Source organism: Bradyrhizobium iriomotense (assembly GCF_018130765.1).
Lineage (GTDB): Bacteria > Pseudomonadota > Alphaproteobacteria > Rhizobiales > Xanthobacteraceae > Bradyrhizobium > Bradyrhizobium iriomotense_A.
In genome coordinates this window covers 179324-192422 of sequence record NZ_JAFCJZ010000002.1, presented here as the reverse complement: position 1 = coordinate 192422, position 13099 = coordinate 179324, and the positions used below count along the sequence as shown (strand labels likewise).

Annotated in this window: 12 protein-coding genes; 5 read left to right on the top strand and 7 right to left on the bottom strand. The window is 64.5% G+C overall.

Going from position 1 to position 13099, the window contains the following annotated elements; translation table 11 throughout:
* Positions 1 to 138: 138 nt before the first annotated feature.
* Complete coding sequence (locus tag JQ635_RS04395; protein ID WP_211408648.1) at positions 139 to 1062, bottom strand: LysR family transcriptional regulator; 924 nt, start codon at positions 1060 to 1062, stop codon at positions 139 to 141.
* A gap of 209 nt (positions 1063 to 1271) precedes the next feature.
* Here JQ635_RS04395 and JQ635_RS04390 point away from each other — a divergent pair, with 209 nt between their 5' ends.
* The 3 genes from JQ635_RS04390 to JQ635_RS04380 are packed head-to-tail and all read left to right on the top strand — an operon-like array spanning position 1272 to position 3513.
* Positions 1272 to 1982 carry an SDR family NAD(P)-dependent oxidoreductase gene (locus JQ635_RS04390; protein WP_211408647.1) on the top strand — a complete coding sequence of 237 codons (711 nt, stop codon included), beginning with the start codon at positions 1272 to 1274 and terminating at the stop codon, positions 1980 to 1982.
* Between the two features lie 16 nt (positions 1983 to 1998).
* On the top strand, positions 1999 to 2235 hold the full coding sequence (locus JQ635_RS04385) for a tautomerase family protein (protein ID WP_211403981.1): 237 nt from the start codon (positions 1999 to 2001) through the stop codon (positions 2233 to 2235).
* A 30-nt stretch (positions 2236 to 2265) separates the two neighbouring features.
* Positions 2266 to 3513 (top strand): MFS transporter, encoded by a 1248-nt coding sequence (locus tag JQ635_RS04380; RefSeq protein ID WP_211408646.1) that lies wholly within the window; start codon positions 2266 to 2268, stop codon positions 3511 to 3513.
* Positions 3514 to 3538: 25 nt separating this feature from the next.
* On the opposite strand, the gene JQ635_RS04375 is transcribed toward JQ635_RS04380, so the two are convergent.
* From JQ635_RS04375 to JQ635_RS04350, 6 genes are all read right to left on the bottom strand, one after another.
* Complete coding sequence (locus JQ635_RS04375; protein ID WP_211408645.1) at positions 3539 to 4168, bottom strand: hypothetical protein; 630 nt, start codon at positions 4166 to 4168, stop codon at positions 3539 to 3541.
* Positions 4137 to 4799 carry a ParA family protein gene (locus JQ635_RS04370; RefSeq protein ID WP_211408644.1) on the bottom strand — a complete coding sequence of 221 codons (663 nt, stop codon included), beginning with the start codon at positions 4797 to 4799 and terminating at the stop codon, positions 4137 to 4139. Before JQ635_RS04370 ends, JQ635_RS04375 begins: the two co-directional genes overlap by 32 nt.
* Positions 4800 to 4941: 142 nt before the next feature.
* Positions 4942 to 6402, bottom strand: coding sequence for a flavin-containing monooxygenase (locus JQ635_RS04365; protein ID WP_211408643.1), 1461 nt, complete (start codon positions 6400 to 6402; stop codon positions 4942 to 4944).
* Positions 6403 to 6565: 163 nt separating this feature from the next.
* A complete protein-coding gene (ahcY, locus tag JQ635_RS04360; protein ID WP_211408642.1) occupies positions 6566 to 7987 on the bottom strand; it encodes an adenosylhomocysteinase in 1422 nt (473 codons plus the stop codon).
* Between the two features lie 124 nt (positions 7988 to 8111).
* Positions 8112 to 9308, bottom strand: a complete 1197-nt coding sequence (gene metK / locus JQ635_RS04355; RefSeq protein WP_211408641.1) for a methionine adenosyltransferase — start codon at positions 9306 to 9308, stop codon at positions 8112 to 8114.
* Positions 9309 to 9370: 62 nt separating this feature from the next.
* Positions 9371 to 10726 carry a hypothetical protein gene (locus JQ635_RS04350; RefSeq protein ID WP_211408954.1) on the bottom strand — a complete coding sequence of 452 codons (1356 nt, stop codon included), beginning with the start codon at positions 10724 to 10726 and terminating at the stop codon, positions 9371 to 9373.
* 171 nt (positions 10727 to 10897) lie between these two features.
* Between JQ635_RS04350 and JQ635_RS04345 the strand changes: the two genes are divergently transcribed.
* Together JQ635_RS04345 and JQ635_RS04340 are read left to right on the top strand one after the other, a co-directional pair.
* Complete coding sequence (locus tag JQ635_RS04345) at positions 10898 to 12616, top strand: caspase family protein (protein WP_211408640.1); 1719 nt, start codon at positions 10898 to 10900, stop codon at positions 12614 to 12616.
* 244 nt (positions 12617 to 12860) lie between these two features.
* Positions 12861 to 13076, top strand: a complete 216-nt coding sequence (locus JQ635_RS04340) for a hypothetical protein (protein WP_246583306.1) — start codon at positions 12861 to 12863, stop codon at positions 13074 to 13076.
* Positions 13077 to 13099: the final 23 nt, after the last annotated feature.

The window sequence follows — 13099 nt, the reverse complement described above, 5'->3', positions numbered from 1 at the left end:
CTCGGCCTTGCGAGTAACCCCGGCCGAGACAGGCTAGGACTCATCCGTTAAATCGGCGTTAACCGTTTGGGAACCATCGCCGATTCAGCCGACCCGCCGTATACGCAAAACAACGCATTGCGGACGGCGCGAAGCACTTCAGCGCGCCTTGATGCTCTTCTTCAGCAGCGCAAACTGCTTCTTCAGCCGGGGCACGGCGAAATCGGTGAAAGCCCGCACCTTGGGCACCGAAAGCCGGCCCTGCGGGCAGATGAGATGTGCGGGCATCTCCGGATCCTCATCGTCCGCCAGCACGATCTCGAGCTCGCCGCGCGCGACCTGCTCCGCCACCTGGTACGAATACATCCGCGCCACGCCGCGCCCGGCCACAGCGGAGGCCACCGCCGCATAGGTGCTGTTGACGACGAGCCGCGGGGTGAACTGCACGGTGCGCGGCGCCGATGAGCCGGCTTGCGGCGCAAAGGTCCAGGAATTGGGCAGATGCGCCATCGCGACGATCTGGTGTTTTGCGAGATCGCCCGGCTCGGTGATGCGCGGATGCTGTTTCAGGTAGCGGGGAGCTGCCACCACGACACGGCTGATCCCGCCGACCCGCATGGCCACCATCGCCGAATCCGCCAGCGGACCGATGCGAAGCGCAACGTCGACGCCGTCCTCGATCAGGTTGACCGCACGGTCGAACAGCAGCAGCTTGGCTGACACGGTCGGATAGGCGTCGAGGAATGCGTCGAGGATCGGCCGCAGCACCATCTCGCCCGAGACCACCGGAGCGGTGATCGTGAGCAGACCGCGCGGCGCCGTGCGCGGTCCGGCCGCGATGTCCTCGGCCTCCTCCAGCTCGGTGAGCACGCGGCGGCAGATAGCGACATAGCGCTCGCCCTCCTCGCTCAGCTTGATCGAGCGCGTCGTCCGGTGCAGCAGCTCGGCACCGACCCGCTCTTCCAGAAAAGCGATGGCACGGCTCACCGCCGCCGGCGAGCGGCCGAGCTTGCGCCCTGCGGCAGCCAGGCTGCCCTCGTCCACCGCAAGGACGAACACTTTCATCGCATCCAGACGATCCATGCGCGTCCCGCCCCGAGTTTTCGGCTGCAAACTAGGCGTTCGCTGCGGCCACGACAACTGCTGCCGGGCAGCCGATCCGGCATTCGTTCGCGCCGCGGAAGAGTGTCTGCCGGGCAACGGATATTCGCAAGCAAGCCGCCGCAGCGTACCTCACCGGGCAAGCCAGCCGCTGCTGGCGCAGGTCCTCAAGCCAACAACAGGAGCCCGTCATGGGTATCGAGCAGAAGGTCGCCATCATCACCGGTGCATCGCAGGGTATCGGCGCCGCCCTGGTCCAGGGTTTTCGCGATCGCAACTATCGCGTCGTCGCAACGGCGCGCTCCATCAAGCCGTCTGGTGACGATGACGTCCTCGCCGTCCCCGGCGACATCGCCGACCGGTCCACCGCAGAGCGCGTGGTCTCGCAGGCTGTCGCCCGCTTCGGCCGCGTCGACACGCTGGTCAACAATGCCGGCATCTTCGTCGCCAAGCCGTTCACGCAATACACGGCCGAAGATTACGCGGCAGTGATGGGCACCAACGTTGCGGGCTTCTTCAACATCACGCAGCTCGCCATCGCCGAGATGGAGAAGCAGGGGTCCGGTCACGTGGTCCAGATCACGACCACGCTGGTCGACCACGCCAATTCCAACGTGCCCTCGGTGCTGGCCTCGCTGAGCAAGGGCGGGCTGAACGCCGCGACCAAATCGCTTGCGATCGAATACGCCAGGCGCGGCATCCGCGTGAACGCGGTGTCACCCGGCATCATCAAGTCTCCGATGCACTCCGTCGAGACGCATGCGCAGTACGGCGCGATGCATCCCGTGGGCCACATGGGCGAGATGTCCGACATCGTCGATGCCGTCCTCTATCTCGAACGTGCCTCCTTCGTCACCGGCGAGATCCTGCATGTCGACGGCGGCCAGAGCGCCGGCCACTGAGCCGAGGAGAAAGACAATGCCCATCGTCACCATTCAAGTGACCCGCGAAGGAACGACGCCGGGTGCGGCGTCGCTCACGGCGGAGGAGAAGGCCGCGCTGATCAAGGGTTCGAGCCAGCTCCTGCTCGACGTGCTCGGCAAGCCGCTCGAGTCCACCTTCGTCGTGATCGAGGAGGTCGACACCGACAATTGGGGCTGGGGCGGCCTGCCCGTGCAGGAATTCCGCCGCCGCCGCGCCGCCCAGACAGGATGATCCGCGCGCCATCGCGCGCAGGAGAATGACATGACCAGCGCAGATACGAAGCGACACGTCGAGACCCGGCCGCACCCGCGGCCGGGCCCAGACTCACAATCAACTTCACAAAGAACTTGGCGATATGCAGTTGCGGGCCTGTCGGCATCGCTGGTCGGACTCGGCCTCGCCCGCTTCTCCTATACGCCGCTGATCCCGGCGCTGATCGCAGCAAAGTGGTTCAGCGCATCTGATGTCGTCTATCTCGGTGCTGCGAACCTTGCCGGCTATCTCGCCGGCGCGCTCGCGGCTCGCGCCGTCGCAAACCGCATCGGCGCGGTCCGCGCGCTGCGGGCGATGATGCTGCTTGCCACGCTTTCCTTCTTTGCGAGCTCGGCCCCGGTGTCGTTCATCTGGTTCTTCGCCTGGCGCTTTCTGTCGGGCCTCACCGGCGGCATCATCATGGTGTTGGCAGCGTCCGTCATTCTGCCGCACACCTCGCCCGCAAGGCGCGGCATCGTCGGCGGCGTGATTTTTGCCGGCGTCGGGCTCGGCGTCGCGGCATCGGGCACGCTGGTGCCGCTGCTGCTGCAACAGGGTTTGCAGCAGAGCTGGTACGGCCTCGGCGTACTCTCGGCCGTGCTCACACTCGCGAGCTGGTGGAACTGGCCTGCTGAGGCCAAGGCCGATGCTACGCCTTCACACCATCACGCGAAGCACCACCATGCATCGACGGCCACTCGTGCGCTGCTGGTCCAGTACGGCCTCAATGCCGTGGCGCTGGTGCCGCACATGGTCTTCATCGTCGATTTCGTGGCGCGGGGGCTCGGCCAGGGCATTGCCGCGGGATCGCGCTACTGGGTGCTGTACGGCCTCGGCGCGATCGCCGGTCCGCTCGTCACCGGCCATCTCGGCGACCGCTCCGGTTTTGGTCCCGCCCTGCGCGCGGCGTTTCTGATCGAGGCGGCGGCCGTGCTGCTGCCGACCGTCAGCACCGCGCCTCTCTCACTGATCGTGTCCAGCGTCGTGGTCGGCGGCTTCACGCCGGGCATCGTGCCGCTGGTGCTCGGACGCATCCACGAGCTCGTGCCTCATTCGAGCGAACAGCAGCGCGCGACCTGGAGCCACGCCACCACCAGCTTTGCGCTGTTCCAAGCGGCGGCCGCGTACGGCTTCTCCTGGATCTACGCGCAGACCGGTGGGGACTATCTGGTCCTGTTCGGCCTCGGTGGCGGCGCGGTCGTCCTTGCGCTGGCGATCGATCTCGGCCTCGCCCTGATCGTCCCGCGTAGATCCTGAGCGCGATGACGGCAGGCGAGCGGCATCACCTGGCACTGGGCTTTGTCATGCTTTGGGCAAGCGACCTCAGCAACTCGGTTTGCTTCAGGACTAACTCACATTGCTTTCGCGCATGCGTGCCCGACAGCTCAACCAGCTCCGCCAACGTGTTTGCACGGCCTAGCTCCCGCGCATACTCCAAGGTCGCGCCCGCATTGACCTTCATCAGTTCGAGCACAACGGTGCGACACTCGGCTGCCGTTCCAATCGCGTCGATGAGGTCACTTGCCGCGACGGCGGTTCCATTGACCTCCGATGTCACACCGGCCAGCCGTGACTTTGCGAGGTCATTGGCGTAGTTGAGCGTAGCGCTCATGCCGTCCAAAGCGCGGGCTTGATACTCCTTGGCCATGTCCACGATGAGATCAGTGGTGGTACTGCTCGGAGGTTCAGGTCTTGCAACGATGACGCTGGCCGCTTCTTGTACCGGAACAGTCATCGGAGCAGGCGCTTCTTCCTGCGCGATCGGCGGCGCATCCTGGGGGAAGACGGCGGAGCCCGGCGGCATGGCCAAGCCCTCGTCGACCGCCCGGCTCACTTCCGCCGCCAGTTCCAGCAGCGATCGACGCCCGGCGCGTGCAACGTCAGCAGGCAGCTTTGAGCGCGCCTTTCCCATAATCATCCGACTCCTCGGCCACGTGCGCCGCGATCCAACCCCACAAACTGACAATTTCGTCCGAAGCTTTGCCCGCCGGCGCGAACTCCGTCACGCCCAACCCTGCTCCGAGCGCATCCTGGTGATCGTTACGCTGCGCAATAAGCGGGAGCGCAAGCACGCCGAGCGAGCTTAGCGATGTGGCAGCTTCGCTCAGCCGGCCTCCTCGCGTCGGCGTCTGATTGAGGATGAAGGCAAATCGGCGGTTGAGCCTGCGAATGGCGATCAGTGTAGGGATTGCGGCTTCGATATCGGCCGGGCTCGGCCGCGCCGGGATGAGACAGAGATCGGCGCAGGCGATGACGCGCATCGCCAGGCTGTTGGTCGTGGCAGCTGTGTCGATGATGGCAAGCCAGACGCCTTCGGCCCTCAGGCGCGCAATCAACGGTTCGATCTCGGCAGAATCGGTAACGCGCTCGACGCGAGGATAGGGATGCTCGCGGCGCTCTTTCCATTTCGAGATCGTACCTTGCGCGTCCGCTTCAATGAGAGCGACACGCTCCGCACGCTGCATTGCTGCCACCGCCAGTCCAACGGACAGCGTACTCTTGCCGCTTCCGCCTTTTTGCGTGACCAGGGCAAGGACGTGCATGTCCTGCGCTCCCCTTAAGACGGCAACGACGCGGAACTCAGACGTTGTCGGAACTAAACTTCTTGCAGCGCAAAAACACTACCGCAAGTCGCGATTCGTCTCAAGCGAACGCGAGGCTAACCCGGTATCCCACGTAGCAAGATCAGGAATACTGCATCACGCCGTCGTCGATCCGGCCGAAACGCAGCGAGACGATGTCGAGCGCGTAGTTCTGGTACAGCCGCCACGGCCGCTTCGAGCCCTGCTTCGGCATCTTTGCGACCGAGCGCTGCACGTAGCCCGAGGTGAAATCGAGCGAGGGCTGCGCGGTGATTTCAGGGTCGTCATTGTGCGGCATGCATTGACGGAAATTGTGCCGGTCCATGTAGTTGATGAGACGGCAGACATATTCGCAGGTGAGATCGCATTTCAGCGTCCAGGACGCGTTGGTGTAGCCGAAGGCCGAGGCCATGTTCGGCACGTCGGCATACATCATGCCCTTGTAGGTCAGCGTACTCGCGAAATCGACGGCGCGGCCATCGACGCTGACTTCGAGCCCCCCGACGACCTGGAGCACCAGGCCCGTCGCGGTCACGATGATGTCGGACGCAAGTTCCCGACCGTCCTTCAAGCGGATGCCGTCGCGCGTAAAAGTGTCGATCTCGCTGGTGACGACGGAGGCGCGCTGCTCGCGGATCGCCTTGAAGAGATCGCCGTCGGGAACGAGGCACAGCCGCTGGTCCCAGGGATTGTAGCGCGGCGTGAAATGGGTCGCGACGTCGTAGTTCGGGCCGAGCGCCATCTGCACGCCCTTAAGAATGAGGTCCTTCACCTTCGCAGGCCGGCGCCGGCTGAGCTGGAAGAAGAACATCCCCCACATCACGTTGCGCCAGCGGATCAGATGATAGGCAAGCCGCGCCGGCAGATTGCGGCGCAGCTTGTTGGCGACGGGATCCTGCGCCGGGCGCGACACCACGTAGGTCGGCGAGCGCTGCAGCATGGTGACCTGCGCCGCCTTCTTGGCAAGCTCCGGCACCAGCGTCACCGCGGTTGCGCCGGAGCCGATCACGACGACGCGCTTGCCCGCGTAGTCGATGTCCTCGGTCCATTTCTGCGGATGCACGATGCGGCCGGCGAAATCCGCCGTACCCTTGAACTCCGGCGTATAGCCAGCTTCGTACTTGTAATAGCCCGAGCACATGAACAGGAAATTGCAGGTGAAGCGCACGAGCTCGGTCGCGCCCTCACCCATGATGCGCTCGGCCTCGACGGTCCAGCGCGCATCCGGCGTCGACCACGCCGCGCGCTTGACGCGATGGTGGAAGCGGATGTGCTTGTCGATGCCGTTCTCGGCTGCGGTCTCGCGCACATAATTGAGGATCTGCGGGCCATCGGCAATCGCCTTCGGATCCGTCCACGGCTTGAAGGAATAGCCGAGCGTGAACATGTCGCTGTCCGAGCGGATGCCGGGATAGCGAAACAGGTCCCAGGTGCCGCCGATGCAGTCGCGCCCCTCCAGGATGACGTAGCTCTTGCCCGGACACTTGGTCTGCAAATGATAGCCTGCGCCGATGCCGGATAGCCCGGCACCGACGATCAGCACGTCGACATGTTCTTGTTGCATGGTTTCCTCCGCCAGGGAGGATTGTCCGCCCGCCACTGCTGGCCGTCAATTGGCAATCAGCCGTGCCGCAACCGCAAAGCGAGTTGAATTCCATGCGCCGAAACAACAAAGCCCCGGATCGCTCCGGGGCTTTGCGTCGATGGTCGGTCGAACCGGTGTGGACTCAGTAGCGGTAGTGGTCCGACTTGTACGGACCTTCCTGCTTGACGCCGATGTAGTCGGCCTGGTCCTTGCGCAGTTCGGTGAGCTTGACGCCGATCTTGGCGAGGTGCAGGCGGGCGACCTTCTCGTCGAGGGTCTTCGGCAGCACGTAGACTTCCTTCTTGTACTTGCCGTCCTTGTTGTTGGCGAACAGCTCGATCTGCGCCAGCGTCTGGTTGGTGAAGGACGCCGACATCACGAAGGACGGATGGCCCATCGCGTTGCCGAGGTTCACGAGGCGGCCCTCCGACAGCATGATGATGCGGTGCTTGTCGGGGAATTCGATCTCGTCGACCTGCGGCTTGATGTTGGTCCACTTCAGATTGCGCAGAGACGCGATCTGGATCTCGTTGTCGAAGTGACCGATGTTGCAGACGATGGCGCGATCCTTCATCGCGCGCATGTGCTCGATGGTGATGATGTCCTTGTTGCCGGTGGCGGTGACGAAGATGTCGGCGCGGGGCGCGGCGTCTTCCATGGTCACGACCTCGTAGCCTTCCATCGCGGCCTGCAGCGCGCAGATCGGATCGACCTCCGACACCATCACGCGGCAGCCGGCCTGGCGCAGCGAGGCGGCCGAGCCCTTGCCGACGTCGCCGAAGCCCGCGACCATCGCGACCTTGCCCGACAGCATCACGTCGGTGCCGCGGCGGATGCCGTCGACCAGCGATTCACGGCAGCCATAGAGGTTGTCGAACTTCGACTTGGTGACGCTGTCGTTGACGTTGATGGCCGGCCACAGCAGCGTGCCCGCCTTCTGCATGTCATAGAGACGATGCACGCCCGTGGTGGTCTCTTCAGACACGCCCTTGATGCTCTTGGCGATCTCGGCGAAGTAGCCCTTGGGCTTTTCCTTGAGCTGCTTCTTCAGAAGCGCAAAGAAGACTTCCTCTTCCTCGGAGCCGGGCTTGTCGAGGAAGGCGGTGTCGCCGTTCTCGGCGCGCAGACCGAGATGGACGTACATGGTGGCGTCGCCGCCGTCATCGAGGATCATGTTCGGGTGACCGCCGCCGTGCCAGTCGAACAGCTTTGCGGTGTAGTCCCAGTACTCTTTCAGAGTCTCGCCCTTGACGGCGAAGACGGGAATGCCGGCGGCCGCGATCGCGGCGGCGGCGTGATCCTGCGTCGAATAGATGTTGCAGGAGACCCAGCGGATGTCGGCGCCGAGTGCAGCCAGCGTCTCGATCAGCACGCCGGTCTGGATCGTCATGTGCAGCGAGCCGGCGATACGCGCGCCCTTCAGCGGCTGCTTCGGGCCGAACTCCTCGCGGGTGGCCATCAGGCCGGGCATTTCGGTTTCGGCCAGCGAGAGTTCCTTGCGGCCGAAATCGGCGAGCGAGATGTCCTTGACGATGTAATCGGTGAAGCCGGGCTTCGCGTTCATAGGGGGTTCCTGTTTGTTGGGATCGTCATTCCGGGACGCTCGCAAAACGAGCGAACCCGGAATCCGTAAGGTTCGAGACTCCGGGTTCGCCGCTGTCGCGGCGCCCCGGAATGACGCAAGAGAGCTAGAGCGCGCGCTTCAGCTGCTCGACGAGATCGGTCTTCTCCCAGGAGAAGCCGCCCTCGTTGTCCGGCGTGCGGCCAAAATGGCCGTAGGCCGACGTGCGCGCGTAGATCGGGCGGTTGAGGTCGAGATGGCTGCGGATGCCGCGCGGGGTGAGGTCCATCGCCTTGGCGGCGGCCTGCTCGAGCTGGTCCTCCGACACCTTACCGGTGCCGTGGGTGTCGATGTAGATCGACAGCGGGCGCGCCACGCCGATGGCGTAGGCGAGCTGCAGCGTGCAGCGGTCGGCAAGACCGGCCGCGACGATGTTCTTGGCGACGTAACGCGCGGCATAGGCCGCCGAACGGTCGACCTTGGTCGGATCCTTGCCCGAGAACGCGCCGCCGCCGTGCGGGGCCGCGCCGCCATAGGTGTCGACGATGATCTTTCGGCCGGTCAGGCCGGAATCGCCGTCGGGACCGCCGATGTAGAACTTGCCGGTCGGGTTGATGTGCCAGATGGTCTTCGGCGTGATCCACTCCTTCGGCAGCGCCTCGCGCACATAGGGCTCGACGATCTCGCGGACCTGGTTCGAGGTGAGGTCCGGAACCAGGTGCTGGTGCGAGACCACGATCTCGCGCACGCCGACCGGCTTGCCGTTCTCGTACTGCACGGTGACCTGGCTCTTGGAGTCCGGACCGAGCACCTTCTCGTTGCCGGAGTGACGGGCTTCGGAGATGAGGCGGAGGATCTTGTGGGCGTAGAAGATCGGCGCCGGCATCAGATCCGGGGTCTCGTTGGTGGCGTAGCCGAACATGATGCCCTGGTCGCCCGCGCCCTCTTCCTTGACCTCGCCCGGCTGAAGCGCATCGACGCCCTGGGCGATGTCGGCCGACTGCGGATGCAGCAGGATCTCGATGTCAGCAGTCTTCCAGTGGAAGCCTTCCTGCTCGTAGCCGATGTCCTTGATCGCGCCGCGAACGACGCTCTCGATCTGCTCGTTGGTGACGGACTTCGGACCGCGGGTCTCGCCCGCAATCACGACCTTGTTGGTGGTCGCCAGCGTCTCGCAGGCGGCGCGAATGGCCCAGGGATCGATGCCGGCTTTCGGCCCCTCGCGGTAGAACAGATCGACGATTTCATCGGAGATCCGGTCGCAGACCTTGTCGGGATGCCCCTCGGACACGGACTCGCTGGTGAAAAGATAGGACGCGCGCATCTGTAACCCCTTGTTCCGCCACTCGACGGCGGTTCGTTTGCGATGTTTACGGTTGGATTGTGTCAATCACGCCGGCGCGAGATGACGTATGATTCGTCAAGAAACCAGAGGCCGTTGTACTTTCTCAGCACGTCCCTGGCGGCATCCAGAGTGCGGCCGTTTTGAGTCATTTCTGTCAACCGGTCGTCCTCGATCTGAGCGACATACACCGCCGCATTCCACGCTGCAAAGGCCGTCGAGGTTCCGATATTGCCCGTAACCTCGTTGGGCAGCGCTTCCATATCATACCTGAAGATCGAACGGTTGTCCGCATATGCGTTAAAATTTAAGTCACGGCCCAACGATCCAAGCTCGTACTTCACGGCGCGCAATATCTCATGCCGGCTGACTGCGAAAGGATTTTCTCCAGGCCAGATCGCCTGGATCATTTCCATGCCGGGATCGTGACCATGGGAGTGGATTCCGATCAGCCGTCCCCCGGGCCGAAGGGCCCGCGCCAGCGGCGCAATGATCCGTTTTGCCCGGAAATTGACCGAGGACAGGGCACGGTATGGCTGGGATGCAATAACGAGGTCGAAATTGGCCTCGGTCTGGCCCGGCCGCGGGATCGTCGAATCCAGCAGGAACCTGTGGTCCTCGCGATAGAGCACGAGGACGACCGGCCGCTCGTAGAGCGGCATCGCCGTGCGCGGGCTGATCGCGGCGCGCCAGTTCTGCTCCAGGAACGGCCGCAGCTCAGCAATCTGCTGCTCGAACTCGCCCGATGAAGAGCCCCGGAGCGGGACTTCGTGCCAGACAGTGGCCGCTGCCGCCGCGGGCGATGCCGGCGTGAGCCAGGGCGCCTCCGAATAGAACATGTTGGTGAAGACAAAAACCGACGCCGGATGCTCGAAAATGCGGTCCGGCACCTTTTCCAGCGTCAGGCGTAGGTCCTCGAGGCTGAGCTCCTTGCCGGCTACGTAGAACGGCATGTGCGGGTAGCGTTGGTGCGTCGCCCGCAGCACCCGCGCCAGCACCGTGCCGTCGCCGACGCCGGCGTCGAACATGCGCAGCGCCGGCGGGCGCGGGTGGATCGCCGAAAGCTCCAGCGCGACCCGGTCCGCGATCACCCGCTTTTCGCTGCAGGTGTGGACGAACAGCAGATATTTCTGCCGGTTCTCGAAGAAGCGGAAATTGCCGCGGGGATCGCGCTTCTCCGGGGGCACCTGAAGCCCCCGCGGCGGCGGCAGGCCGCCGGTCGTCGATGCGGCGATATAGGCCTGGATCCGCTCAAGCGTGTCGATGGTGATGCGCTTGCCCTCGCGCAGGCGCTGCACGAGCTTCCCATCGTTCACCGCACGCCGGCCGAAGGTCGATTCGGCCATGCCCGCCTTGCGGCAGAACTCGGTGATTTGGCTCAGGATTTCGTCGTTTTTCATGAGTGGGACGAGAGTGGGCAGAGCAATTGGGGACTGCCTCTTAGCAAATTCTGCCCACCGGGGAAATAGGGGCCAAATCCCTTCCCCCCGCCTTCTCACTGGCAGGACGGGTGAACCCCTTGGCGCGGCCGGGCAACAAACAAGCGCCTCTCCTCCTATGGGACGACCACCATGCGCCGCCTGTTTGTCGCGCTCTGCCTGCTCACCGCCGCACTGTGGCCGGCATCCGCCCTGGCGCAGGCGCGCAACCAGCTCGGGCCGCTCTGCACGACCGAGACCACCCCGGCAGACAAGATGGTCGACGCCTGCACCAAGATCATCGCGCTGAAGGTGTTCAAGGGCGAGCAGCTCGCGACCGTCTATTTCTGGCGGGCCGTGGGCTGGAACAAGAAGGGCGACTACGCCAAGGTCATCACCGACACGACGGAGGCGATCCGGCTGCAGCCGAGACAGGCGGTCTATAACCTCAGGGGCTCGGCCTATTACGACAAGGGCGACTACGACATCGCGATCGCCGATTTCGACGATGCGCTGAAGCTCGGCCCGCCCAGCGGCATCATCTTCCACAATCGCGGCAATGCCTGGCGCGGCAAGCGCGACTATGCCCAGGCGATCGCCGACTACGACATGTCGATCAAATCAGATCCGAAATCGGCGTTCTCGTTCCAGAACCGTGGCATCTCGAAGGAAGCGCTCGGCGATCTCGACGGTGCGCTCGCCGACATCAACCAGGCGATCCGGCTCGACCCGACGCTGCCGCAGCCGCTGATCAACCGCACCTCGATCTGGCGCGCCAAGGGCGATTTCGATCGCGCCATCGCCGACGGCAGCGAAGCGATCCGGCTCGCCAAGGACAAGCCCCCGGTCAACATCATGACGCCGCCCAACAGCGTGCTGATCTCGGGCTACACCCACCGCGCGCTGGCCTATGAAGCCAAGGGCGACTACGCACGCGCACGCGACGACTACACGGCGACGCTGGCGATCGTGGCGTCCGATGCCGGCAGCAGGGCCAACCAGGCAACGGCAAAGGTGCGGCTGTCGCTGGTGACGGATGCAGCCGCGCCGATCCCGCGCGATGCGCCCTCACCCACAACGCCACCGACGACAACCCCTGCCCCGCAGCAGACCGGCGCGGTACCTCTTCCCTCGCCCGCTCCTGCCGTCCGCGGCGCACGCATGGCGCTGATCATCGGCAACGGCGCCTATGCGCATGTGAAGGCGCTGCCCAATCCGCCCAACGATGCGCGCGCGGTCGCGAAAAGCCTGCGCGACATCGGCTTCACCGTGTCGGAGGGCGTCGACCTCGACCGCGCGACGATGCAGAAGATGACGCGTGACTTTCTGCGCGAGGCTGCGCGGGCGCAAGTGGCATTGGTCTACTATGCCGGCCACGGCGTGCAGGTAGACGGCCGCAACTACCTCATTCCCGTCGACGTCGAGCTCAAGCCGGGCGCGGGCATGACAGAGGCGATGATCGACATGGACACGATCATGGCCGGCCTCGACGACCAGGTCCGCACCAATATTTTGATTTTCGATGCCTGCCGCAACAATCCGATGGCGCAGCAGGTGGCGAGCGCCGGCACCAATCGCGGCATCGAGGGCGCCTCGGGTCTCGCTGCGCCCACGAGCCTGGGCGCCGGCGCAACGCTGGGTGCCGGCACTCTGATCGCTTTCGCTACCGCACCGGGCCAGGTCGCGCTCGACGGCGAAGGCGCGAATTCACCGTTCTCCGCTGCACTGTCCCGCCATATCGGCACGCCCGGACTGGAGGTGCAGCAGATGCTCACGCGCGTGCGGGCGGAGGTGGTCTCGAGCACGAAGAACAAGCAGGTGCCGTGGTCGAATTCGTCGCTGCTGGGCGAGGTCTATCTGGCGGAGAAGTGAGGGCAAGCTTGCATCGTGCCTCCAGAGTGCCACAGCCAGACGAGCGCCCCGAGGAACAAGCAGCCCCCAACCGTTGCGATTTGCGGTTCTAGCGAGGGTGACGACTCCAGGCGCAAGCGCGCTAAAATTGCAACAGCCAGCGAGATAGTCGAACGCAACCTGAGGATGCTCTATCCCGTCGCCTATCGTTATCCTACAGTACCGGTAACACCGACCGTCGGTGGACTGATCGCTGGGGGAACCCGTGGGAAAATTCGTTGCCGCTGTCGGCATCGTCCTGTCTGTCGTATCCGGATCACAACCTGGTTTCTCGCAAGGTGCAGCATCGAGCGAGGCGGCGCGCAAAGCGGAGTTCGCTGCCGCGTGGCAGGCAGCCGGCACTGCTCCCGCCGACATTCCGCTGATCGATCAGGCGACGCTGAAAATCCCGACCGGCAGAACGACCCGTGGCTGGTGGTGATCAACCACATCAAGGAAGGCTGA

Bases quoted from the DNA above. Each gene is read 5' to 3' on its own strand.
- JQ635_RS04395 (WP_211408648.1), bottom strand. From the start codon at position 1,062: ATGGATCGTCTGGATGCGATGAAAGTGTTCGTCCTTGCGGTGGACGAG.
- JQ635_RS04390 (WP_211408647.1), top strand. From the start codon at position 1,272: ATGGGTATCGAGCAGAAGGTCGCCATCATCACCGGTGCATCGCAGGGT.
- JQ635_RS04385 (WP_211403981.1), top strand. From the start codon at position 1,999: ATGCCCATCGTCACCATTCAAGTGACCCGCGAAGGAACGACGCCGGGT.
- JQ635_RS04380 (WP_211408646.1), top strand. From the start codon at position 2,266: ATGACCAGCGCAGATACGAAGCGACACGTCGAGACCCGGCCGCACCCG.
- JQ635_RS04375 (WP_211408645.1), bottom strand. From the start codon at position 4,168: ATGGGAAAGGCGCGCTCAAAGCTGCCTGCTGACGTTGCACGCGCCGGG.
- JQ635_RS04370 (WP_211408644.1), bottom strand. From the start codon at position 4,799: ATGCACGTCCTTGCCCTGGTCACGCAAAAAGGCGGAAGCGGCAAGAGT.
- JQ635_RS04365 (WP_211408643.1), bottom strand. From the start codon at position 6,402: ATGCAACAAGAACATGTCGACGTGCTGATCGTCGGTGCCGGGCTATCC.
- ahcY (WP_211408642.1), bottom strand. From the start codon at position 7,987: ATGAACGCGAAGCCCGGCTTCACCGATTACATCGTCAAGGACATCTCG.
- metK (WP_211408641.1), bottom strand. From the start codon at position 9,308: ATGCGCGCGTCCTATCTTTTCACCAGCGAGTCCGTGTCCGAGGGGCAT.
- JQ635_RS04350 (WP_211408954.1), bottom strand. From the start codon at position 10,726: ATGAAAAACGACGAAATCCTGAGCCAAATCACCGAGTTCTGCCGCAAG.
- JQ635_RS04345 (WP_211408640.1), top strand. From the start codon at position 10,898: ATGCGCCGCCTGTTTGTCGCGCTCTGCCTGCTCACCGCCGCACTGTGG.